We start from the raw sequence: 21,693 nt of genomic DNA, 5'->3' as shown, positions 1-21,693 counted from the left end.
GCGCCGGCCGTCACAGGTCCGCGAACAGGACGCCGAGGCTGACGCCGCCGCCGAGGCCGAGCAGCGCGACGCGGTCGCCGGGCCGGGCGCCGGCCGCGCAGAGCTGGAGCGGCAGGGTGGCCGAGGCGCAGTTGCCGTGCTCGGGCAGCGTCACCGCCAGGCGGTCCTCGGGGATTCCCAGCGCCTGGGTGAGCACCGCCAGGTAGGGCAGGGCGACCTGGTGCACGGCCACCAGGGAGAAGTCCTCCCAGGTGAGCCCGGTGCGCTTGAGCGCGTCCAGGAAGATGTCCGGTCCGACCAGCTCGAACGCCTCCTTCAGCCGACGTCCGTCGCCGCGGAAGTAGGAGTACTCGGGGTCGCGCGGGTGGGCCGAGCCGCCGCCGGGCAGCGTGCCGATCGCCCACGCCCTGGAGTCGGCGGAGAAGTCGCGGTAGAAGATGCCGCGGTCGGCGTCCGCGGTGACCAGCACCGCCGCTCCGGCGTCCGACAGCGTGTATCCCGCGAAGGCGTCCACGAACTGCGCGCGCCCCTCGACCCGCCAGCGGACCGCGCGGGAGGGCATCTCGCCCGTGCAGACCAGCACCTTGCGATGCGCCTCCGTGCGGATCAGCGCCTCGGCGACCTGAAGCCCGTTCAGCAGGCTGTTGCAGGCGTTCTTGACGTCGAACACCGGGCACGACAGCCCGAGCTTCGCCGCCACGATGTGCGCGGTCGCCGGCTCCACCATGTCCTGCGAGGCCGAGGCGAAGATCAGCAGGTCGGCGTCGCGGTGGTCCAGCAGGCGCGCGGCGGCCACGGCCAGGTCGGAGGCCTGCTGGTCGTCGGGCGCCACGTGCCGGCGCACGACGCCGGTCATCCGCTCGATGACGCCGCGGTGCGGAACGTACCCCTGGATCCGCGCCTCCACCTCGTCACTGGTCATGGTGTGCTCGGGCAGATGCGTCGCGACGCCCGATATCCGGGCCTTCATCGCGCCCCTTAGTGTCATCGAATGACCCCCGTTGTCGGCAATCTACCGAACTTGGACGCATCAGCGGCGCGGCCGGTGCGCGCGGCTCAGGTCGCGGGGATGAGCCCGGTGCTCACGGCGGCGATGACCAGGACGCCGACGGCGACGCGGTAGACGATGAACGGCGTGAAGCGGTGGGTGCTGATGTACCGCATGAGCCAGGCGATCACGGCGTAGCCGACGACGAACGACACCACGGTGGCCACGATCGTCGGCCCCCACTCCGGCGCCCGGCCCTCCCCGATCTTGAACAGCTCCAGGACGCCCGACATGAGCACGGCCGGGATCGCGAGCAGGAAGGAGTACTCGGCGGCCTCCTCGCGGCGGTAGCCGAGCAGCAGGCCGGCGCCCGTCGTGCCGCCGGACCGCGAGACGCCCGGGATGAGGGCCAGAGCCTGGGCCAGGCCGTAGGTCAGGGCGTGCGGCAGGTTGAGGTCCTTGTCCAGGATCAGCTCGTTGCGCGCCATGCGGTCGGCGACCGCCAGCAGCAGGCCGAAGACGATCAGGCACCCGCCCACCAGGCGCAGGTCGCGCAGCGTGGTCTCGATCGTGTCCTGGAACGCCAGGCCGAGCACGCCGATCGGGACGCTGCCCGCGATCACGTACCAGCCCATGCGCGCCGGCGGTTCCTGCCGCAGCGCGGGCGTCCACAGGGACCGCGTCCAGGTGGAGATGATCTCCCAGATGCGCGCGCGGAAGTAGATGAGCACGGCCGTCTCGGTGCCGAGCTGGATCACCGCGGTGAAGGCGGCGCCCGGGTCGTGCCAGCCGAAGAACGCCGACACCACCCTGATGTGCGCGCTGGAGGAGATGGGCAGGAACTCTGTCAGCCCTTGCACCAGACCGAGCACGAGCGCCTCGAACCAGCCGATCAATGCACAACACCTTCCGGGGGAGGGCGGCCGGAAGAGGGGACCGGCGGCCACGCGTGGCGGGGGTCTCGCGCGGCGCCGCCCGCCTCTCGCGGCCATCCGGCGATCGTCGGCGGACCGCGCTTCAGGCGAGGCTAGCGGACTCGGGGGTCGCGGTGACCGGCCGGACGGCGGGCCGGTCAGAGGGGGGAAGGGAACGGGCCAGCTCACGGGCCAGGTCGGTCATGCCGCACGCGCGGACGCCGTCGACCATCATGCGAAGGTCGCCGGCGACCCGGGTGGAGCGCACCTCCGCCGCCAGCGCGACCGCGCGCCTGGCCTGCTCGGCGCCGGCGTCGCGGTCGCCCTCGCGGACGCGCAGCACCGCCAGGCGGATGAGGCAGCGCAGCCCGGTGCGCGTGCGGCTCTCCCCGAGCCGGCCGAGCGCCGCCGTCAGGTGGTCGCGTGCCCGCGCGTCCTCGCCGAGCTGGAACAGCGCGAGGCCGAGCGCGCTGTCGTGGTGGCCGGGGGCGACGGTGATGTGGTGCGCCCAGTCGGGCGCGAGCGCCGGCTCGGCGCGGCCCAGGGCCTCCTCGGCGAGCCCGATGTGCCGCAGCCCGGCGGCCCGGTCGCCGGCGGTGGCGCAGTGGCGGGCGGCGACGGCGTGGAGGTTGGCCCGCTCCGCACTGGAGATGCGCTCGTCGCCGAGCGCGAGGCGGAGGATCTCGACGCCGTCGCGGGGGCTGCCGAGGTCGGTGAGGGTGACCGACAGGTCGAGCATCGTGTGCGCCCGCAGGTCGCGGTCGGCGCCGCGGGCCGCGGAGTCGAGGGCGAAGGTGAGGATGCGCGCCGCCCGCTCGGCCCTGCCCTGGTCGTAGGTGGCCCAGCCCAGGCGGTCGGCCAGCAGCCCGACGGCGGAGGAGAGCCGTTCTCGCGTGGGCTCGGCCATGGGGCGGTCGTGCAGCTTCACCGCCCATTCGAGCGTGCCGCGGGCCATCGCGATCGCCGCGTCGCCTCCGCGGGCGAGATCCATGCGCATGTAGAGGTCGGCGGCGGCCTCGACGGCGTGCACCTCGGGTAAGCCGACCCTGGTCGGCAGGTCGCCGGCCAGGCCGTCGAGGAGGCGCGTCACCGGCTCGCCGGCGGCGACTCCCATGGACGCCGCGGCGATGACTGAGAGTAAGCCCCTGCGCTTCATGTCATCGACGGTACCCTTTTCAGGCGCACCGCTATCGGAGTCAAGAAGTGCGGCAAGGGCGGTGGCCGCGGGCCCGAGAGCGGTCTGGTAGTGCAGGACGAGCGAGGGGGTCACCTCGCGGTCCCCGCGCTCCACCCGGCTCAGGTGACCTGCGGAAACGCCCGTTCTGGCCGCGAGCTGCCCCAGGCTGAGGCCGGCGTCGCGGCGGGCCGCGCGCAGATCGGCACCGACGATCATGGCCACTCCAGCTGTTGCGGCAACGCCGTGCGGCATCACAGAAACGGTGACACCGCGTCATCGAACCCTCACACTGACCGTAGCGCGGATGTCACTCGCGCAGACCGATGACGCCGTAAATGGCAGGCCGATATGCGTGCATGGTGTGCCTTGAGCGGATTTGATGGGCAAGCGAGGTGCACTCAAGTGCGACAGCTCAGCACCCTTCCCGCCCGCCGGCCGTCCTTACCCGGACGCCCGCACGAGGGGGCGAGGTGAGCCGCCCGCCGGCGGACGCGCCCGGGTGGATCGTGTTCCGCTCGGACGCCGGCCGCTTCTGGGCGACCCGCCTCCGGTTCGACGACGCGATCGAGGCGGCGGGGGTGTGGCGGACCGTCGACGCCGACGACGCCGCCACCCTCGCCGCGCTCATCGCCGAACAGGAACGCCGCGCCCGCAGGGACCCCTGAACCGCGGCGCGCCGTTCCCCTGCTCGTCTTCAGAGCGCGGCGCGCCGCTCACGCGGTCGCCCTCCCGGCGGCGGCGCGCCCCTTCCTCTCGCGGGCCGCGGCGCGGCCGTCAGACGTCGACGCGGGCCTCGGGACGGTCCGGCAGCTCCCAGTGGGTGTGGTACACCCCGTCGCGGTCGGTCCTGCGGTAGGTGTGGGCGCCGAAGAAGTCCCGCTGCGCCTGGATCAGCGCCGCCGGCAGCCGGTCGGCGCGCAGCCCGTCGTAGTAGGCCAGGGAGCTGGCGAAACCGGGAGCGGGGATGCCGTTCTTGGTCGCGGTGACGGCGACGTCGCGCCAGGCGTCCTGGGCGGCGCCGACCTCGGCGGCGAACCGCGCGTCGGTCAGCAGGGTGGGGGTGCCCGGGTCGGCCTCGTAGGCCTCGCGGATGCGGTCGAGGAACTTGGCCCGGATGATGCAGCCGCCCCGCCAGATGGTGGCCATCGCGCCGAGGTCGATGTTCCACCCGTACTCGGCGCTGCCCGCCTGGATCTCGTTGAAGCCCTGCGCGTAGGCCACGACCTTCGAGGAGTACAGGGCCTGCTCGACGGCGTCGGCGAAGGAGTGGTCCAGCCCGCCGCCGGAGGGGCCGGCGAGCTCGCGCGCGGCGCCCCGCATGTCGACGTGGCCGGACAGCGACCGGGCGAAGACCGCCTCGGCGATGCCGGTGACCGGCACGCCGAGGTCGAGGGCCGCCTGCACGGTCCACCGGCCGGTGCCCTTCTGCTCGGCCTGGTCGAGCACCACGTCCACGTAGGGCCTGCCGGTGGCCCGGTCCACGTGGGAGAGCACGTCGGCGGTGATCTCGATGAGGTAGGACCCGAGCCGGCCCTCGTTCCAGGTGCGGAAGGTCTCGGCGATCTCGCCGGGCGACATCCCCGACGCCCTGCGGAGCAGGTCGTAGGCCTCGGCGATGAGCTGCATGTCGGCGTACTCGATGCCGTTGTGCACCATCTTCACGAAGTGGCCGGCGCCGTCCGGTCCGACGTAGGTGCAGCACGGGACGCCGTCGACCTTGGCCGCGATGTCCTCCAGAATCGGGCCCAGCGACTCGTAGGCCTCGGGCGACCCGCCCGGCATGATGCTCGGGCCTTCCAGGGCCCCCTGCTCGCCGCCGGAGATGCCGACGCCGACGAAGTGGATCCCCCGGTCGCGGAGCGCGTTCTCCCGCCGCCGGGTGTCGGCGAAGTGGGCGTTGCCGCCGTCGATCAGGATGTCGCCGGGTTCGAGCAGCGGCGCGTACTCCTCGATCACCGCGTCCGTCGAGGCGCCGGCCTGAACCATGATCACCATCTTGCGCGGCCGGGCCAGTGAGGCGACGAACGCCTCGGGCGTCTCCGCGGGGATGAACTCTCCCTCGTGGCCGAACTCGTCCATCAGCGCCTTGGTCTTGGTGCTCGTCCGGTTGTGGACGGCGACCGTGTACCCGTGGCGGGCGAAGTTGCGGGCGAGATTGCGGCCCATGACCCCTAGCCCTGTCACACCGATGACCGCTTGCTGTGCCATGTCCGATCACTCTCCTTCTGATCCGGCAATACGCCGTGCGTGCCCACCCGGTTCGATGGAGTGAGGGAACCCCCACGCTGGGCCATCTAGGTAACCCGGGCATCGGCCGGATCAATTCCGGAGAAGTCGTCCTATCGGGCTGTCCTCCAGGTGGCTGAGGAGATCATGGCAGTCCTTGTAGACGGCTTCGGCCCCGGCCTCCACCAGGGAGGCGGTGTCGATGCCCCCGGAGCGCAGGCCCGCGCAGGTCACCTTGGCCGAGCGGGCGGCCAGCATGTCCCAGACGGAGTCGCCCAGCATGACGGCGTCCTGCGGGCGCAGGCCGGCCTTCTCCAGTGCCTGCCGCACGGGTTCGGGATGGGGTTTGGACTTGTCGACGTCGTCCGCGTGGACCATCTCGGAGACCGCGTCCTGCGCGCCGGTCACGGCGATCAGCCGCTCGGCCTGGTCCTTGGGCGCGCTGGTCGCCACCACGACGATCAGGCCGCGCGCGGCGACCGCCTTGAGCAGCTCGCCCGCCCCCGGCACCGGCCGCACCTCGTCCATGCGCGGCTTGTAGAGCCGGGAGTGCGTCGCCGAGATCGCCTCGGCCTCCTCCGAGGTCGCCCCGGGCAGCAGATAGTCGATGAGCGCCTGGTCGGCCCGCCCGATGGCCCCGTGGACGTCCACCATCAGGATGTCATGGCCCTGCCGCCGGAAGCCCTCCCACCAGGCCACCACGTGCAGGTAGTTCGTGTCGACCAGCGTTCCGTCGATGTCGAAGATGACTCCGCGTCGCATCCTTCACCGTCCCTGTGTGACGCCGGGCACTCGCCCGCCCCCGTGCCGCTCGGGCTCCCCATGGCGGACCCGGCCCGCCGTGCCGGATCTCGCCGCATGGATCGCGGAGAGCGGCACATGCCCGTTCCCGTACCCCGGACGGCGCGGATCCAACTAGCCGGCGGCGCGGTGGCGCGCGCGGCCGGCGGGGTGCCGGGCGCCCGAGCAGGACTCCCTGGGGTGCCGGGTGCCGGAGCAGAGGTCCTGCGGGCGGCCGGGACGGGAGTTCCCCGGAATCAGGTGTCGGAGCAGGAGTCCTGCGTCGCGTCGATGCCCTTGAGGTCGTCCTCGGAGGTCGCCATCGGCTTGAGGCCCTTCCAGTCGGCGCCGATGACCAGCACGAGCCGCGCCGTCTTCACATCGGTGACCGGCAGGTTGCGCGAGAGCACGAGGTCGCCGGCGAGCGTCGGCACCCGGGTCTGTCCGTCGGCCGCGTATCTGATCGTCGTCTTGGCGTAGGGCTTCTTCTTCAGGTCGCCGACCTTGACGACGCTGTAGCCCCGCTGCTCCAGCGCCGCGGCGACCTGGGCTCCGAGGCCGCTGCGGTAGGTGCCGTTCTGCACCGAGATCTGGATCTTGGACTTCGGGATCTTGGTGGTCTGGCGGCCGGTCCTGACGTTCGAGCCCTTGATCTTGGTGTCGGTCGCCACCAGCCGGAAGAGCTGCCTGGCCTGCGGCTGGACCCACTCGACCCGGCCGGGCTGGGTGAGGGAGTAGCGCCACGGCGTCGTCACGAAGCGGATGTCGCCGGCCGCGAGTCCCTGGGCGCTGGTCGCCAGGTCCTTCATGACGCCGACGGTGAGCTGGGGGTCGGTGGTGACGGACTTGGTGGCCGCGTCCAGGAAGTGGAACAGGCGGGCGGGGTCGGTGAGGGTGGCGCCGCTCATCGCCTTCTTGATCATCGAGGCGATGAACATCTGCTGCCGCTGGATGCGGCCGATGTCGGACCCGTCGCCCAGGCTGTAGCGGGCGCGCACGTAGCCGAGCGCCTCCTCGCCCTTGACGAGCTGGCGGCCGGCCTGCAGGTGCAGCATGGCCTTGACGTCGTTGATCGGCTTGGGCACGCAGATCTCGACGCCGCCGAGCGCGTTGACCATGCTCTTGAACCCGGTGAAGTCGACCTTGGCGAAGTGGTCGATGTGGATGCCGGTGAGCGACTCGATCGTCTTCCAGGTGCAGCCGATGCCGCCGAAGTTGAACGACTCGTTGATCATTCCGACGTGCGGGCGCTGGCCGGTCAGGCCGTTCTTGGGCGCGCAGGCCGGCAGTTGCACCAGCGAGTCGCGCGGGAAGCTGATGAGCAGCGCGTTGCCCCGGTCGGGCGAGATGTGTGCGAGGATGATCGTGTCGGTGCGCTCGCCGACTTCCCTGTGGCCGTACTTGACGTTCGCGCCCGCGCGGGTGTCCGAGCCGACGATCAGGATGTTCAGCGCCTTGCTCACCTTCGCGGGGCGGGTGCCGAGATCCTTGGCGTCGACGTTCACGTGCTTGATGTTGCCGCTCAGCTTGGTGTAGGCGCCGACCAGCGTCCCGCCCGCCGCGAGCGACACGCCCGCGACCGCCGCGACCAGGCACCACAGCCACGGTTTCCACAGTCCCTTGGCGCCACCCCGGGTCCCGCCCGAAGGCGGCTCCACGGGATGGGTAGGGCGCACATCGACAAGCCCGCCGTTCATTGTCCCCACGGAATGGCCAGGGCTGGTGGCCTCTGGCCACACGCCGACTACAGGCGCCGGATCCACCCGCCCGGCAAGCCGCGAGCCAGTCTAGCCATGGCCGTCATCTTTGTGGTGACGTGTCGCAGTATTCGCAGGAAATCATCGGTTTTGAGCCATTTCGACCGGCCGTTCGGCGGCGAGTCGGCGGCCCAGCAGCTGGGCCGGACGCTCGACGAAACGGTGGCCCAGGGCAGCACAGGCGACCACGGCGGCGAACAGCGCCGCCTCCCAGGCCAGCCGCACGCCGAGCGTCATCGCCGAGGGATCGACGGTGATCCGCCGGACGACCTGGAGCACCAGCGGGTGCAACAGATAGATCGAGTAGCTGACCAGGCCCAGCCAGGCGAGCACGGGCGGAATGGCGCGCCGGCGCAGGGCGAGACCGGCGGCGAAGGTCAGCCAGGCCCCGATCATGGCGGTCGACCAGCTCCACTTGAACGCCTGCTGATCGGCCTCCGGCATGCCCCAGCCGGGCCCGAGCCACACCGCGGTGGCGACCGCCAGCACCGGCACCAGGAAGATCGCCCAGCCCCACCGCGCGCGCAGGGCGGCCGAGCGCTCCATGTGGTGCAGGGCCGTGCCGCCGAACATCGTCGCCATGATCGCCAGGCTCTGCCAGGCGCCCACCCTGCTGTTGAGGGCGAGCAGCGCCACGGCCAGGACGGCGAGGGCCACGGCCCCGTGCCGCCGCACCTCCGGGCGCCCGGCCAGCACGGCGGCGAACCCGCCGGCCAGGACCGTCGCGGCGACGGCCACGACCGCCTCCACGCCGAGCCCCCGTGACAGCAGCCCGGCGGGCACGAGCGCGCCCGCGATCGGCGCGCCCACCGCGAACGCCAGCGAGGCCCGGGTCCCGGTCCCGCGCGCGCCCAGCACGAACATCGCCGTCACCAGCAGGTAGAAGGCCATCTCGTAGGACAGCGTCCAGAAGACGTTGACGACGCCCGGCACCTGCAGCAGGTCCTGCAGCATCGTGAGGTGCGCGAGCGCGGCGGTCCACGGCCGGTCGGCGATCTGGCCGGGCAGTGTGGTGTAGACCCCGGCGACCGCGAAGGCCGCGCCCGCCGCGGCGGCGAGCGCCCACAGCGGGTACAGGCGGAACACGCGCGTGATCCAGAAGGCGCGGACGTCGCCGCGCCGCTCCAGCGAGATCGGTACGACATAGCCGCTGACCAGGAAGAACACCAGGACGCCGTACTGCCCGAAGTCGAACCAGGGGCTGATCACCCCGCGGATCTCCGGGAGCAGCGGGTCCAGCGAGTGCTCGAAGACCACCACCAGCGCGGCGAACCCGCGAAGGGCGTCCAGCCAGGACTGCCGCGTGCGACGCGGGGTCGGACGCGTGGTGGGCGGGGGCGGCGGGAGGGTCGCGACCTGCATTCGCGGCTGGCTACCCGCGATGCCCGCGGGTCTAACCCGCCTCCGGCGGTCTTCACCCGATGAGCGGCACGTCGTGGCCCGCCCGTCACCGTGCGGTCACCCGCGGGCGGCGCCCGCCCGGCGGACCGCTCGTGACGGTCAGGTCATCCTGTGCGCGGCGCTCGCTCGTCAGCCGGACGGCTTTTCGTGGGCGTGGTGCAGCAGGCCGGTGATGACGTTCTCCAGGGTGACGATGCCGGCCACCGTGCCGTCGTCGGCGGTGATCGCGGCGAGCTGCGCCCGGCGCCGGCGCATCGTCGCCAGCACGTCCGCCATGGTCGTCCGGCGGCCCACGTGCGGCAGTTCGCGGACCGGCAGCGGCTCGTCCGGCGCGTGGCCGTTGAGCGCGTCCAGGACGTGGAGGTAGCCGCCCAGCCGCCCGGCCGCCCCGCTCACCGGGAAGCGCGAGTGGCCGTACCGGCCGGCGTACTGCTCGAGCTCGGCCGCCCGGGTGGTGGCCGGCACGCTGACCACCTCGCCGATCGGCACCATGACCGACTCCACCGGCCGGGCGTACAGGGCCAGGGCGGCGATCATGCGGTCGTGCTCGTCCCGGTCCAGCAGCCGGTGCCGGTGCGACTCCTGGATCAGCGCGGGCATCTCGTCAGAGGTGAAGACCGACCGCACCTCCTCGGTGCGCGGGATGCGCAGCGCCCGCAGCACGCCCGCCGCGATGGCGTTCACCACGACCAGCAGCGGCCGGGTCGCGCGGGCGACGACGCGCAGGGTGGGCACCAGCCACAGGGCGGCGCGGTCGGGGCCCGACAGGGCGAGGTTCTTCGGCACCATCTCGCCGATGATCACGTGCGCGGACACCACGATGATCATGGCCAGGGCGAACGCCGTCGGGTGGACCAGGCCGGGCGGCAGCCCGAGCGCGGCGAACAGCGGCTCCAGCGCGTGCGCGAGGACCGGCTCCCCGACGGCGCCCAGAGCCAGCGAGGCGAGGGTCACGCCGAGCTGCGCGGCGGCGAGCATCAGCGGCACGGCGTCCATGGCGGCCAGCACCGCCCGCGCCCGCCGGGAACCCTCCTTGGCGGCCGGCTCGATCTGGGTGCGGCGCGCGGAGATCAGCGCGAACTCGGCGCCGACGAAGAACCCGTTGACCGTCAGCAGGACCACGATGGCCAGGGCGTCCAGAATGGTCATCGGTCCTCCTCCGCGTCCGGGGCGGTCAGCGTGATCTGCTCGATGCGGTGCCGGCGCACGGTGTCGGCCCTGAGCGTCCAGCCGTCCACCACCACGCTGTCCCCCGGGTCGGGCAGGCGGCCGAGCCTGCTGATCAGCAGCCCGGCGAGCGTCTCGTAGGGCCCCTCCGGCATCTGGAAGCCGGTGCGCTCCTCCACCTCGTGGGCGCGCAGCAACGCGGGGACGGCGATGGAGCGCCCGGGCGCGAGCAGGGCGCCCGTGGGCTCGTCCGAGCCCTCCTCGGGCAGGTCGTACTCGTCGGCGATGTCGCCGATCAGCTCCTCCGCCAGGTCCTCCACGGTGACGATGCCGGCGAAGCCGCCGTACTCGTCCACGACGACCGCCATCTCCCGGCGGGCCGTGAACAGGCGTTCCTGGACGGTCTCCAGGTCGAGCGTCTCGGGGACCAGCAGGGGAGGCCGCCGGATCGCCGCCACCAGGGTCGCGGCCCGCTCGGACTCGGGCACGGCGAAGGCGTCCACGACCGAGGCGACGCCCACGATGTCGTCCATCTCGCCGCCGGACACCGGCAGCCGCAGGTGGCGCTCGCGCCGGGCCAGGGTCAGGAACTCGGCGACGGTGCCGGTGTCGGTCACGGTCACGCAGTCGGTGCGCGGGGTCATGGCCTCGGCGGCGGTGCGGTCGCCGAAGCTCAGCGCGCGGCGCAGCATGGCGGCGGTGGTGCCCGGCAGGGCGCCGGCCTCCGCGGACTGGCTCATCAGCAGGCTCAGCTCGTCGGGGGACCGGGCCGAGGCCAGCTCGTCCTGCGGCTCGGCCCCGAGCGCGCGCACCAGCGCGTTCGCGACCGCGTTGCATCCCTTGATCAGCGGGGCGAACACCGCGGAGAACGCCCGCTGCACGGGCACCGAGACGCGGGCCATGGCCATGGGGCGGGAGAAGGCGGCGTTCTTGGGCACCAGCTCTCCGAGCACCATCTGGCTCACCGTGGCGACGAGCAGGCCGAGCAGCGCGGCCACGCTCTCGGCGGCCCGGGCGGGGAGGCCGGGGACCAGCTCGACGAGCGGGCGCAGCAGATGCGAGATCGCGGGCTCGGCGATGACGCCGAGCAGCAGCGAGGTGATCGTGATGCCGAGCTGGGCGCCGGAGAGCTGGAAGGACAGGCGGCGCACCGCCGCCAGGATGCCCTGGGCACCCCGGTCGCCCGCCGCGGCGAGCCGCTGCACCTCGCTCCGCTCGACGGTCACCAGCGAGAACTCCGCCGCGACGAAGACGCCGTTGGCGATGACCAGGGCCAGCGCGCCCAGCAGGAAGATCCAATCGACGATCACGGTGTCGCCCTCCCGTGGAGCCGCTCCTTCCGTGGCTCGGACTCCACGCCATGTCCGGCTCTGGCCGGAACCGTACCGGCACGGCTCCGTGCTGGGAACGCCGGGCCCGGCGCCCGCGACCGCCGAGGGCCGGTGGCGGCCGGGCGAACCGGCGGCCGGCCTCCCCTGGGCACGACGGCGCGCCGACCGGATACTACGCGCAGGCGAGCGACATCGGGGCCGTTGGACGCAGGGGCGCGGAGGGACCGGTGAGGGCCGTCGGCGATGGCGATACGGGGCAGATACCAGGCAGGAGAGCAAGGCCGCCGCCTGGCGCGCACGACGGCCCGCCGTGGCCGGCCGTCGGAGGCCGAGGCGAACGGCCGAAGGAGGCAATGGTGCTCGGCAAGAAGCTCACCGAGGCACGCTGGACGCACATCGCCCTGCCCAGCGGCGACCTCGACAAGGCCATCGAGTTCTACACGACCATGACCCCGCTCGTGGTGGCCGCCAGGCACGAGGACAAGGACGGGCGCAACGCCTGGCTGTCCAACGACAAGCAGGTGGAGACGCCGTTCGTGCTGGTCCTGGTGGAGTTCGCCAAGGACAGGGGCCGCCGGCAGCCACAACTGGCGCCGTTCGCGCATCTCGGCATGGAGGTGCCCACCCGCGAGGACGTCGACGAGATCGCCCGCCGGGCGCGCGAGCTCGGCTGCCTGCACTGGGAGCCGATGCGACTGCCGCCTCCCGTGGGCTACGTCTGCGCCCTGACCGATCCCGACGGCAACGTTGTGGAGATCTCGCACGATCAGAAGGTGTTCGAGGAAGTACGCACACTCTGGGCCGACTGACGGCGGGCTCCGCCGTCCGCCGGTGGCGGTCCGCCGCGCGGCTTTGCGCCGAACGGCGGACGAGCGCGGAGTGAAGCGCTTCACTAGAGCTGGATTCCAGCACGGTCCAGGATCGTCCGACGCGGCCCGGCCCGCGGGGCCGGTCCCGCGCACGAGAAGGAGTGCCATGCGCATCGCCCGTATCGCGCCGTGCGTGCGCGGCCCGCCCCGGCGTCGCCCGTTCCGGCAGGTCTGACACCGCACCCGAGGGGCGTGCCACGCCCATCTCAGTCGGCAAGATCCGGAAATCCACCATAAGAGGTGATCGATACTGTGGTTCCGCCTACCACCGCGATCGCGGACGTATTGCAACTGCGGGGCCAGACGGGCTGGCTGAGCCCGCCGCTGCGCCCCGTCCACCGGGCGCCGGGGCTGCTCGGCCGGCCCCGTACCGTGCGGCTCGCCCCGGGACCGGGCGAGCACGGCCTGGAACCGCTGCGCGCGGTCATGGACGAGTGCCTGGACGGCCGGGTGATCGTCGTGGCCGGCGCCCAGGCCGCGGCCGGCGCCGTGTGGGACGAGATCATGACCCGGGCCGCGCTGGCCCGGGGAGCGCGCGGCCTGCTCGTGGAGGGCGGGGTGCGCGACGTCAACGCCTATCGCGACCTCGGCCTGCCCGTGTGGGCGCTGTACGAGGCGACGGCCGGTCCGGGCCCGGACGTGCACGTCGCCGCCCTCGGCGGCCCCGTGGAGATCGGAGGCGTGACGGTGGACGAGAGCGCCACCATCGTCATGGACGGCTCGGGCGTGGTCGCCCTGCCCTCGACCGACGTCTTCGCCGACTCCTATATGTACGCCGACGCCGAGGAGAACGTGGTCACGGCGCTGCGCGAGGGTGCCACCCTCGCCGAGGCCAACCGGTACAAGGAGGACATGGTCACCAAGCTGCTCCGCGCGACCTGATCCGCCCCGCCACCGGTCTCGGGGGCCGGCTTCACGGCATCGCGCCGCGGGGACCCGGCCGCTTCCAAGGCGCCGCCGGCCCCGCGGCGCGTACCTGCCTTCCACCGGGCGGGTCCGCGCCGCGGCGCCGGCGGGAGCGGTCAGTCCTTGAAGGCGTCCTTGACGTCCTTCGCGGCGTCCTTCACCCGCTCCCCGGCCTGCTTCAGGTTGCCCTTGGCCTCGTCGGCCTCGCCTTCGGCCCTGAGCTCCTCGTCGTCGGTCGCGTCGCCGACGCCCTGCTTGATCTTGCCCTTGAGCTGCTCCGCCTTGTTCGAGATCTTGTCGTCAGCGCCCATGATCCGGCCCCCTTCACTGTGGGTCTGTCCCGCTAGTGCACCTGTCCGGTGGGAGGGCCGGTAAACGCCGCCGCCCGCTAACCAGTGCGTCAAGTCCCGGCGGGGCGCCGACAAAGCCGGTCAATGAGCCTTGACCAGAAACCTCGCCATGGCCGGGAAACCCGGACATACTCGATCACGCGCGGGCAACAGCGGTAGTGCGGTTCCGGCGATGTAGCGCGGTTCCGATGATGAGGAAGCAGGACGATGGCCTCTCCCCGGCGCTCGATCGTGGTCGTGACCACGGCGGTGACCGTCGCGGCGCTCGCCGTGCTGTTCGCGGCACTGGTGTCCGGCGGCGGCTGGCCCCCGCAGCAGATCCCCGGCCTGCCCACGCCAGGGCCGCTGACCACCGCGGGACTGCCGGTCGTCCGGGTGCTGCTCGACGTGTGCGCGGTCGCGACGGTCGGCACGCTGTTCGCGGCCACGGCGCTGACCGGCGACCCGGGCGAAAGGCGTGCCGTCACCCGCGCCGCCGGGCCCTGGGCGCTCGGCTGGGCCCTCACCGCGGCGCTCACCCAGATCCTCACCATGTCCGACCTGCTCGGACTGCCGATCGGGCAGGCGCTGGAGTCGGGCTTCCTGACCACCTACAGCATGGAGGTGCCGCAGGGGCAGGCGTTCCTGCTGGTGATGCTGCTGGCCGTGGCCGTGGCGGTGGGGAGCACGCTGCGCCTCGGCTCGCGCGCCGGCGTCCTGCTCCTCGCCGTGGCGCTGTTCGCCGTCCTGCCGCCGGCCTACGTCGGGCACTCCGCGTCGGCCGCGGACCACAACATCGCCGTCTCCAGCCTCATGGCGCACATCGGCGGGGTGACGCTGTGGGTCGGCGGCCTGTTCGCCCTGGTCGCGCACCTGCGCCGTTCGCGGGCCACCGGGGCCGCACGGGTCGTCGCGGTGCGGCGGTTCAGCGCGGTCGCGCTGTGCTGCTTCGTCGTCGTCGGCTTCTCCGGGCTGGTCAACGCCTGGATCCGGCTCGGCGGCGCGGCCCAGTTCTGGGAGACCCGGTACGGCCTGCTGGTCCTGGCCAAGATCGCGGCACTGGGGGTGCTCGGCTGGTTCGGCTGGACCCACCGCCGCGGCACCATCGCCGCCCTGGAGGCGGAGCCCGACGCTGCGCAATCCGTCGCTGCGCGGTCCGATGGTGAGCGGTCCGACGGGGAGCAGGCGCCGGCCGGGGAGAGGTTCCTGCGGCTGGCGACCGCGGAGGTCGGGGTGATGGCCTGCACGATCGCGCTCGCGGTCGGCCTGTCGCGCACCCCGCCGCCGCGCGCCGACGCCCCGCACGGCCAGCACGAGCTGCTCGGCTACTCGCTGCCGCCGTTCTCCCCGTGGCGGCTGCTCACCGAGACCCGTCCCGACCCGCTGCTGATCCTGGCCGTGGCCGGCGTGGCCGTGGCCTACCTCGTCGGCGTGTGGCGGCTGAACCGCCGTGGGGAGAGGTGGCCGGCCGGCCGCACGGCGGCGGCGCTGGCGGGCGTGCTGGTCCTGCTGTACGGGGTCGCGGGCGGGGTGTCCGCCTACGGTCCCGCGCTGTTCTCCGTGCACGCCCTGCAGTACGCGCTCGTCGGCACCGTCGGCCCGGCCCTGCTCGCTCTCGGGGCGCCTCTGGTGCCGTTCAGGGAGGCCGCGCCGCTGCTGGGCCGCGGGGTGAACGGCCCTGTGGCGACGGCGCTGACCCACCCGGCCGCCGCCACGGCCGTGTACGCGGCGCCCTACTTCGTGCTGTACGTCACCGGCCTGTTCGACCAGGCGCAGTCGAGCCTCGCCGTCCGCCTGACCGCCATGGCCGTCATGGCGCTGAGCGGGACGTGGTTCTTCTCGGTGGCCCTCGGACTCGACCCGCTGCCCCGGGTGATCGGCCCGGCGGCCCGCGTCCGCATGCTCGCGGGCGCGCTGGTCGTCCAGGTCTGGACGGCGCTGCTGTTCCTCGCGGGCCCCCCGCAGGGGCCGGACTGGTACGCCGCCCTCGCCATCCCCTGGGCGCCCGACCGCGCCGCCGACCAGAGCACGGGCGCCCTCCTCGGCGCCGGGCCCGCCGCGGTCACGATCGCGCTGCTGATCGTGCTCATGACCGCCTGGCGGCGGCGGGCCGGCCGGCGCCTCGCGTCCCAGGACGCCCCGCCGCAGATTCACGCGACCCGGCCGTGACCTGCGGGGCCGTGACCTGCGGGATCGGGCCGTGACCTGCGGGACGCAGCGGTGCTCAGCGGGAACTGGCGGTGACCGGCGCGACCTGGCGGTGATCCGCGCGGCCTGGCGGCGACCCGGGCGCTGCGCCGGGATCCGCGGCGCCTTTAGAGTGTGGCCATGACGCGGTCGCCTTCCCCCGACCCCGCGGACGGGCCCCCCGGCACGCTCGCGCGACGGCTCGGCACCGGCGACGCCGTCGTGATCGGCCTCGGCTCCATGATCGGCGCGGGGGTGTTCGCGGCCTTCGGCCCCGCCGCCGCGGCGGCCGGGTCCGGGCTGCTCCCGGCGCTCGCGCTCGCGGCGCTGGTGGCCTACTGCAACGCCACCTCCTCGGCTCGGCTCGCCGCCCTCCACCCCGCCTCGGGCGGTACGTACGTGTACGGCCGCGAGCGCCTGGGCGAGTTCTGGGGGTACCTCGCCGGCTGGGGCTTCGTGGTCGGCAAGACCGCGAGCTGCGCGGCGATGGCGCTGACCGTGGGCGCCTACGCCTGGCCCGGGCACGAGCACCTGGTGGCGGTGGCGGCCGTGGCGGCGATCACGGCGGTCGACTACGCCGGCGTGCACAAGGCGGCGTGGCTGACCCGGCTGATCGTGGCGGTCGTCCTGGTGGTGCTGGCCGTCGCCGTGGCCGCCTGTCTCACCGGCGGCCGGCCCGCGCCGGTCGCCTCCGCCGCGGCGACGGCCGGCGGGGTGCTCCAGGCGGCCGGGCTGCTGTTCTTCGCCTTCGCCGGCTACGCCCGCATCGCGACCCTCGGCGAGGAGGTGCGCGACCCGGCGCGCACCATCCCGCGGGCCATTCCCGTGGCCCTCGGCGTGACCCTGGTCGTCTATGCCGCCGTGGCCTTCGCCCTGCTCGCGACGCTCGGCCCCGGGGGTCTGGCGCGCTCGGCGGCGCCCGTCGCGGACGCCGTCCGCGCCGCGGGGGCCGGCGGGCTGGTCCCGCTGGTCACGGTGGGGGCGGCGACGGCCGCGCTCGGGTCGCTGCTGGCGCTGGTCCTCGGCGTCTCGCGCACCGTGCTCGCGATGGCCAGGGACGGGCACCTGCCCCGCCCGCTGGACGCCGTGCACCCGCGCTTCCGCGTGCCGCACCGCGCCGCGCTGGCCGTGGGCGCGGTGGTGGCCGTCGTCGCCGGGACGGCCGACGTCCGCGGCGCGATCGGCTTCTCCTCGTTCGGCGTGCTGGTGTACTACGCGATCGCGAACGCCTCGGCGCTCACGCTGTCAGCGGACGAGGGCCGCCCGCCGAGGGCGGTGCCGGTGATCGGGCTGGCGGGCTGCCTGCTGCTCGCCTTCAGCCTGCCTCTGCCGTCGGCGCTGGCCGGGGCCGGGGTGCTGGCCGCCGGGGCGGTCGCCTGGGCGGCGCGAAGGGCGTGGCGACGCTCCTCCTGAGCCCTGGCGGGACCGCGTCCGTGGACGACGGCGTGTCTTTGACGACGGCGTGTCCGTGGACGACGGCGTGGCCGGCCGGGGGAGGCCCGGCCGGCGTCCGGGAACTAGAACAGCCAGTCCAGCAGGCCGGTCTTCTTGGTCTCGGTGGGGCTCGGCACGGGCGCCTGCGTGGTGGGCGGAGCCTGCGTGGGAGCGGAGGTCGTCGGCGAGGCCGTCGGCTTGTCGTCCTGGACCTGCGGGTCGTCCTCCGGCTCCTGCTCACGCTCGGTCGGCTTCGGCGCGGGCGGGGCCGAGGTGTGCCGGGTGCGGGTCGGCGTCGGCCGGGGCGTCGGCTCCGGCGGCGTCCGCGGGCGGGCGGCCGTCGTGGGCGCGGTCGACGGCGAGGCGCTGGGCGTCAGCGTCGGCTCCGCGGTCTCGTCGGGACCCGCGGCGCCGGTGGCCTCGTCGGTGGGCGTGGCGGCGGCCGTGCTGTCGGTGGCGGGCGCCTTCTGGCCGGCGGGGGTGCAGTCGGCGGGGGCCGCGCACGCCGCCTCGGACTTGGAGCCGACCGAGGAGGAGACGATCCAGCCCCCGGCGACGGCGAGCACCACGATCGCGACCATGGCGAGGATGAGGCCCTTGTTCTTGCTGCCCTTCTCCTCCTCGAGGTCGGCGTCGCCCGTCCAGCCGGAGCCGAGGAACCCGCGGCGCTCCTCGGTCGCGGGGCCCTGCTCGCCGTCGGGATCCCAGTCCTCCCCGTCCGGGCGGGCGTAGCCCTCGGGCCGCTCGTAGCCTTCCGGCCGCTCGTGGTCCTCGATCGCGGGGTAGCCCTCGGTGTACTCGCCGGGCTTCTCGTGGCCCTCGGCGCGGTCGAGGCCCTCGGGAGCCTCGCTCCGCTCGTAGTCGGGGCGCTCGGGCCGCGCGGGGTCGTCGTTGTGCGGGCGGACGGGCTCCTGTCCGGGCGTCCATCCGTCGGACAGCACGTCGCCGCCGGGACGCTCCGCCTCCGCGGCCCACTCGATGCTGAAGGGACCGGTCTGCTTCAGAGGATCCTCATCATGGGATCTCGGGTTGCCGTCGCGGTCCATATCGAACCTCTCTGCTCTAGAACCTGGCCGCGCACCTGCATAGCAGCTCCGACAGCGGCCTGTCCGGAAACTTCACACTTTTTCCAACTTTCGCAATCTTCCCATGGGTCACCCAGGCCACAGGCCGGAATCGGGAACAAGGCCGCGATCTCCGTCCGTCCGTAACCCCCTTGCCCACGGCACGGTGGACGGCTTCCCGACGCGTTCCGGCACCCGGATACCGATCCGCCGGTGGTCGTCGTATTTTGGGTATATGGCGTCACTAAGCGGGTGAAAGCGCAGGTGGCGGGCAGGTAGCGGCAGGGCCGAACGTCCCATCGCACAGGCGCCGTAAGACCCTGCCAGGTCGCTCGGTCATGGCCGAGTCTGGAAAGCAGATTCCCTGACAGGGAGGTGCCCCATGCGATCCTTGGCCAGGTGGACGGTGAGGTGTGCCCGCCGATATCGGTTCGATCACAACCCATTACGCCGCCGATCCGACCGCATCGAGGCCATCGCCGTGCTCGTCACGCTGCTGGCGCTGCTGATCAGCGTGTGGCCGGCCGCCATCGCCGCCCATCTGGTCTACCAGCGCGGCGTGGCCGCCGAACGCCTGGAGCCGGTCCAGCGCAAGCAGGTCACCGCCGTTCTGATGGAGGACGCCGCCAGCACCAGCACGGTCTCCTCCCAGGGCGCCGTGCTCGGCATCAAGGCCAAGGTCCGCTGGTACACCCCGGACGGCCGTCCGCACACCGAGACCCTGGCCGTTCCCGCCCAGGCGAAGTCCGGCTCCACTCTGGAGATGTGGGTCGACGCCTCGGGTCGTCCGGTCGCCGCTCCCCGGACGCACGCGCAGACCGTCGCCGACACGGTCGTCGCCGGTCTCGGCGTGCTGTTCGCGGCCTGCGGAGTCCTGTTCACCAACCTCGCGCTGTTCCGGTGGCTGCTCGACCGCCGTCGCTACGCCGAATGGGACCAGGCATGGGCGGGCGCCCACCAGCGGTGGCGGCGGCCACGGCAGCCGTGAGAGCGGTGGCGCCGTGAACCGGCCCGTGGTCGTCGGCGTCGACGGTTCGCCCCCCTCGCTGGCGGCCGTGCGCTGGGCCGCCGAGGACGCCGTACGGCGCCGGCGGGGCCTGCGCGTCGTCCACGTCGTCGACCCGTGGGTCTTCGACCAGCCGCTGGCCACCCCTCCAGGATTCCGCGACTCCCTGTCGGAGCTGTCGGGCAATGTACTCGCCGATGCCGCGCGGGAGGCCGCCGAGCGGGCGCCCGCGCTCGCGGTGGAGACGGCCACGCTCACCGGCACCGTCCGCGAGCAACTGCTGATCGCCGCGAAGGACGCCGAGGCACTGGTCGTCGGCAGCCGGGGCCTGGGCGGGTTCCTCGGCCTGGTCCTCGGCTCGGTGTCGATGGGCGTCGCCGGGCGCGCCGGCTGCCCGGTGGTGGTCGTCAGGCACACCGAGCCCGCCGCGTACGGCGAGATCGTCGTGGGCCACGACGCCTCGCCGGAGTCGGAGGCGGCACTGGAGTACGCCTTCGAGGAGGCCGCCCGGCGGCGGGCGGCGCTCCGCGCCGTCTACGCCTGGCAGGTGGACTCCATGCTGCCGATGTTCGGCGCCTACGGCGCCGACCTGGAGAGGGTCTACGAGTTCGGCGCGCGCGCCGCGCAGGAGCAGCTGTCGCCCTGGCGGGAGAAGTTCCCGCACGTGCGGGTGCGCGACTCGGTCGTCCAGGCCCACCCGATCGAGGCGCTGTGCAGGGCGTCGACCGAGGCCGACCTGCTCGTCGTCGGGTCGCGAGGAAGGGGCGGCCTCGGCTCGGCCGTGCTCGGCTCGGTCAGCCACGGCGTGCTCCACCACGCCTACAGCCCGGTCGCGGTCGTGTGCTCACGGACCGTTCGGCCGGCGGAGGAGGGCCGGGACCGATGAGCGGCGGCCTCCGGCGAGGAAAGGGGAGGCGAGGCGGATGAAGCAGAGCCTCCGGCTCGGTCGCGTGGCCGGCATCCCGGTGGGCGCCCACTGGTCCACGCTGGCGATCATCGCGCTGATCGGCTGGGCCCTGGCCGGCTCGGTCCTGCCCGAGGCCGTCCCCGGACTGCCCCCCGTGCAGTACTGGACGGTCGCCGTGGTCACCTCCGTGGTGTTCCTCGGCACCTTGCTGGCCCATGAGCTGGCGCACGCCCTGGTAGCCCGCCGCCGGGGCATCCCCGTGCGGTCGATCACCCTGTGGCTGCTCGGCGGCGTCACCGAGTTCGCCGGGGAGGAGGCGAAGACCCCGAAGGACGAGTTGCAGGTGTCGGCGGCGGGGCCGCTCACCAGCCTGGCGCTGTCGGGACTGTTCTTCCTGGCGTCGCTGCCGTTGCAGGGCCCGGCCGTGCTCGTCCCGGCCGTGCGGTGGCTCGCGCTGATGAACGCCGTGCTGGCGGTGTTCAACATGCTGCCCGGGGCTCCGCTGGACGGCGGCCGGGTGCTGCACGCCATCCTGTGGCGCCGGCACGGCGACCGCCTGCGGGCCGACCGCTCGGCGGCCCGTGCGGGGCAGGCGCTCGGCATGGCGCTGATCGCGATCGGCGGGGCGGAGCTGCTCCTGCTGGCCTGGACCGGCGGCCTGTGGACGATGCTGATCGGGTGGTTCCTCGCGGGGGCCGCGCGCAGCGAGAACATCGCCCGCGCGGCCCACCGGGGGCTCGCCGGGTGGCGGGTGCGCGATGTCATGACCCCCTCGCCCGACCTCGCCCCCGCCTGGGGTGACCTCGACGACTTCGTGGGCAACGTGGCGCTGCGCTCGCGGCAGACGGTGTTCCCGGTGGTCGACTTCGCGGGGAGCCCGGCGGGCGCCCTGTCGCTGGAGAGGCTGACGGCCATCCCTGCGCGGCAGCGCCACGACAGCCGGGTGGCGAGCGTGTGCAGGCCGCTGTCCCCCGACCGCGTGCTCGGCCCGGACGACGACGCGGGCCGCATCCTCGGGCTGTCGTCCCTCGGCGGGGAACTGGTGGCCGTGGTCGCCGACGCGGGTCACGTCGTCGGCATGGTGACCTCCGCCGACCTCGCCCGCGCCCTCCAGCAGGCCGTCCTGCGCACCACCACGGCCGCCCCGCCCCCCGGTCATCCCGGGCCGCCGCTCCACCCCCACCCCGACGCGCCCGGCGACGAGCCGCCCGACCGGCGCCTGCCCGGCTGACCGGAGTGCCGCCCATCGT

General features: G+C 73.5%; 19 protein-coding genes. 8 read left to right on the top strand and 11 right to left on the bottom strand.

Features of this window, described 5'->3' with window-relative positions; genetic code table 11:
- Positions 1-10: 10 nt before the first annotated feature.
- The 3 genes from ABZT47_RS33950 to ABZT47_RS33940 all read right to left on the bottom strand — a co-directional run bounded on the left by ABZT47_RS33950 (position 11) and on the right by ABZT47_RS33940 (position 3,295).
- Positions 11-970 (bottom strand): 3-oxoacyl-[acyl-carrier-protein] synthase III C-terminal domain-containing protein, encoded by a 960-nt coding sequence (locus ABZT47_RS33950; RefSeq protein ID WP_354851559.1) that lies wholly within the window; start codon positions 968-970, stop codon positions 11-13.
- 86 nt (positions 971-1,056) lie between these two features.
- Complete coding sequence (locus ABZT47_RS33945) at positions 1,057-1,884, bottom strand: undecaprenyl-diphosphate phosphatase (RefSeq protein ID WP_354851556.1); 828 nt, start codon at positions 1,882-1,884, stop codon at positions 1,057-1,059.
- A 121-nt stretch (positions 1,885-2,005) separates the two neighbouring features.
- Positions 2,006-3,295, bottom strand: coding sequence for a helix-turn-helix domain-containing protein (locus tag ABZT47_RS33940; protein ID WP_354851554.1), 1,290 nt, complete (start codon positions 3,293-3,295; stop codon positions 2,006-2,008).
- A gap of 254 nt (positions 3,296-3,549) precedes the next feature.
- Between ABZT47_RS33940 and ABZT47_RS33935 the strand changes: the two genes are divergently transcribed.
- Complete coding sequence (locus tag ABZT47_RS33935) at positions 3,550-3,744, top strand: hypothetical protein (RefSeq protein ID WP_354851551.1); 195 nt, start codon at positions 3,550-3,552, stop codon at positions 3,742-3,744.
- A gap of 109 nt (positions 3,745-3,853) precedes the next feature.
- Here ABZT47_RS33935 and gndA read toward each other — a convergent pair whose 3' ends face one another.
- The 6 genes from gndA to ABZT47_RS33905 form a co-directional block, all read right to left on the bottom strand.
- Positions 3,854-5,287 (bottom strand): NADP-dependent phosphogluconate dehydrogenase, encoded by a 1,434-nt coding sequence (gndA, locus tag ABZT47_RS33930; RefSeq protein ID WP_354851548.1) that lies wholly within the window; start codon positions 5,285-5,287, stop codon positions 3,854-3,856.
- A gap of 111 nt (positions 5,288-5,398) precedes the next feature.
- Positions 5,399-6,067 (bottom strand): HAD family hydrolase, encoded by a 669-nt coding sequence (locus tag ABZT47_RS33925; RefSeq protein WP_354851545.1) that lies wholly within the window; start codon positions 6,065-6,067, stop codon positions 5,399-5,401.
- Positions 6,068-6,342: 275 nt separating this feature from the next.
- A complete protein-coding gene (locus ABZT47_RS33920) occupies positions 6,343-7,782 on the bottom strand; it encodes an LCP family protein (RefSeq protein WP_354851542.1) in 1,440 nt (479 codons plus the stop codon).
- A 141-nt stretch (positions 7,783-7,923) separates the two neighbouring features.
- On the bottom strand, positions 7,924-9,204 hold the full coding sequence (locus ABZT47_RS33915; protein WP_354851539.1) for an acyltransferase: 1,281 nt from the start codon (positions 9,202-9,204) through the stop codon (positions 7,924-7,926).
- Positions 9,205-9,372: 168 nt separating this feature from the next.
- Entirely contained in the window at positions 9,373-10,392 is a 1,020-nt protein-coding gene (locus tag ABZT47_RS33910) for a hemolysin family protein (RefSeq protein WP_354851537.1), read from the bottom strand.
- Positions 10,389-11,720 carry a hemolysin family protein gene (locus tag ABZT47_RS33905; protein WP_354851534.1) on the bottom strand — a complete coding sequence of 444 codons (1,332 nt, stop codon included), beginning with the start codon at positions 11,718-11,720 and terminating at the stop codon, positions 10,389-10,391. Before ABZT47_RS33905 ends, ABZT47_RS33910 begins: the two co-directional genes overlap by 4 nt.
- Before the next feature lie 374 nt (positions 11,721-12,094).
- Between ABZT47_RS33905 and ABZT47_RS33900 the strand changes: the two genes are divergently transcribed.
- Both ABZT47_RS33900 and ABZT47_RS33895 read left to right on the top strand, forming a co-directional pair.
- Positions 12,095-12,550, top strand: coding sequence for a VOC family protein (locus ABZT47_RS33900; protein ID WP_354851532.1), 456 nt, complete (start codon positions 12,095-12,097; stop codon positions 12,548-12,550).
- A gap of 312 nt (positions 12,551-12,862) precedes the next feature.
- Positions 12,863-13,492, top strand: a complete 630-nt coding sequence (locus tag ABZT47_RS33895; protein ID WP_354851529.1) for an RraA family protein — start codon at positions 12,863-12,865, stop codon at positions 13,490-13,492.
- 140 nt (positions 13,493-13,632) lie between these two features.
- Here the strand turns inward: ABZT47_RS33895 and ABZT47_RS33890 are convergent, their stop codons facing one another.
- Positions 13,633-13,827 carry a CsbD family protein gene (locus ABZT47_RS33890; protein WP_354851527.1) on the bottom strand — a complete coding sequence of 65 codons (195 nt, stop codon included), beginning with the start codon at positions 13,825-13,827 and terminating at the stop codon, positions 13,633-13,635.
- A gap of 246 nt (positions 13,828-14,073) precedes the next feature.
- Here ABZT47_RS33890 and ABZT47_RS33885 point away from each other — a divergent pair, with 246 nt between their 5' ends.
- Complete coding sequence (locus tag ABZT47_RS33885; RefSeq protein WP_354851524.1) at positions 14,074-16,014, top strand: cytochrome c oxidase assembly protein; 1,941 nt, start codon at positions 14,074-14,076, stop codon at positions 16,012-16,014.
- Between the two features lie 159 nt (positions 16,015-16,173).
- A complete protein-coding gene (locus tag ABZT47_RS33880; RefSeq protein ID WP_354851521.1) occupies positions 16,174-17,445 on the top strand; it encodes an amino acid permease in 1,272 nt (423 codons plus the stop codon).
- Positions 17,446-17,549: 104 nt separating this feature from the next.
- Here the strand turns inward: ABZT47_RS33880 and ABZT47_RS33875 are convergent, their stop codons facing one another.
- Positions 17,550-18,512, bottom strand: coding sequence for a hypothetical protein (locus ABZT47_RS33875; RefSeq protein WP_354851519.1), 963 nt, complete (start codon positions 18,510-18,512; stop codon positions 17,550-17,552).
- Between the two features lie 400 nt (positions 18,513-18,912).
- On the opposite strand from ABZT47_RS33875, the gene ABZT47_RS33870 reads away from it, so the two are divergent.
- The 3 genes from ABZT47_RS33870 to ABZT47_RS33860 are packed head-to-tail and all read left to right on the top strand — an operon-like array spanning position 18,913 to position 21,674.
- The gene (locus tag ABZT47_RS33870) at positions 18,913-19,518 is read left to right on the top strand and encodes a hypothetical protein (protein WP_354851517.1); all 606 of its coding nucleotides are present in this window, start codon (positions 18,913-18,915) and stop codon (positions 19,516-19,518) included.
- Between the two features lie 13 nt (positions 19,519-19,531).
- On the top strand, positions 19,532-20,422 hold the full coding sequence (locus ABZT47_RS33865; protein WP_354851514.1) for a universal stress protein: 891 nt from the start codon (positions 19,532-19,534) through the stop codon (positions 20,420-20,422).
- A gap of 37 nt (positions 20,423-20,459) precedes the next feature.
- On the top strand, positions 20,460-21,674 hold the full coding sequence (locus ABZT47_RS33860; RefSeq protein ID WP_354851512.1) for a site-2 protease family protein: 1,215 nt from the start codon (positions 20,460-20,462) through the stop codon (positions 21,672-21,674).
- The last annotated feature ends 19 nt before the right edge of the window (positions 21,675-21,693 follow it).

The organism is Sphaerisporangium sp. NPDC005289 (assembly GCF_040607455.1).
GTDB classification, from domain to species: Bacteria; Actinomycetota; Actinomycetes; order Streptosporangiales; family Streptosporangiaceae; genus Sphaerisporangium; species Sphaerisporangium rhizosphaerae.
Note: the sequence above shows the minus strand (reverse complement) of the source record. Positions and strands in the feature narration are given on the sequence as shown.

Bases quoted from the DNA above. Each gene is read 5' to 3' on its own strand.
- ABZT47_RS33890 (WP_354851527.1), bottom strand. From the start codon at position 13,827: ATGGGCGCTGACGACAAGATCTCGAACAAGGCGGAGCAGCTCAAGGGC.
- ABZT47_RS33910 (WP_354851537.1), bottom strand. From the start codon at position 10,392: ATGACCATTCTGGACGCCCTGGCCATCGTGGTCCTGCTGACGGTCAAC.
- ABZT47_RS33925 (WP_354851545.1), bottom strand. From the start codon at position 6,067: ATGCGACGCGGAGTCATCTTCGACATCGACGGAACGCTGGTCGACACG.
- ABZT47_RS33920 (WP_354851542.1), bottom strand. From the start codon at position 7,782: ATGAACGGCGGGCTTGTCGATGTGCGCCCTACCCATCCCGTGGAGCCG.
- ABZT47_RS33880 (WP_354851521.1), top strand. From the start codon at position 16,174: ATGACGCGGTCGCCTTCCCCCGACCCCGCGGACGGGCCCCCCGGCACG.
- ABZT47_RS33870 (WP_354851517.1), top strand. From the start codon at position 18,913: ATGCGATCCTTGGCCAGGTGGACGGTGAGGTGTGCCCGCCGATATCGG.
- ABZT47_RS33860 (WP_354851512.1), top strand. From the start codon at position 20,460: ATGAAGCAGAGCCTCCGGCTCGGTCGCGTGGCCGGCATCCCGGTGGGC.
- ABZT47_RS33885 (WP_354851524.1), top strand. From the start codon at position 14,074: ATGGCCTCTCCCCGGCGCTCGATCGTGGTCGTGACCACGGCGGTGACC.
- ABZT47_RS33940 (WP_354851554.1), bottom strand. From the start codon at position 3,295: ATGATCGTCGGTGCCGATCTGCGCGCGGCCCGCCGCGACGCCGGCCTC.
- ABZT47_RS33900 (WP_354851532.1), top strand. From the start codon at position 12,095: ATGGTGCTCGGCAAGAAGCTCACCGAGGCACGCTGGACGCACATCGCC.
- gndA (WP_354851548.1), bottom strand. From the start codon at position 5,287: ATGGCACAGCAAGCGGTCATCGGTGTGACAGGGCTAGGGGTCATGGGC.
- ABZT47_RS33915 (WP_354851539.1), bottom strand. From the start codon at position 9,204: ATGCAGGTCGCGACCCTCCCGCCGCCCCCGCCCACCACGCGTCCGACC.
- ABZT47_RS33950 (WP_354851559.1), bottom strand. From the start codon at position 970: ATGAAGGCCCGGATATCGGGCGTCGCGACGCATCTGCCCGAGCACACC.
- ABZT47_RS33875 (WP_354851519.1), bottom strand. From the start codon at position 18,512: ATGGACCGCGACGGCAACCCGAGATCCCATGATGAGGATCCTCTGAAG.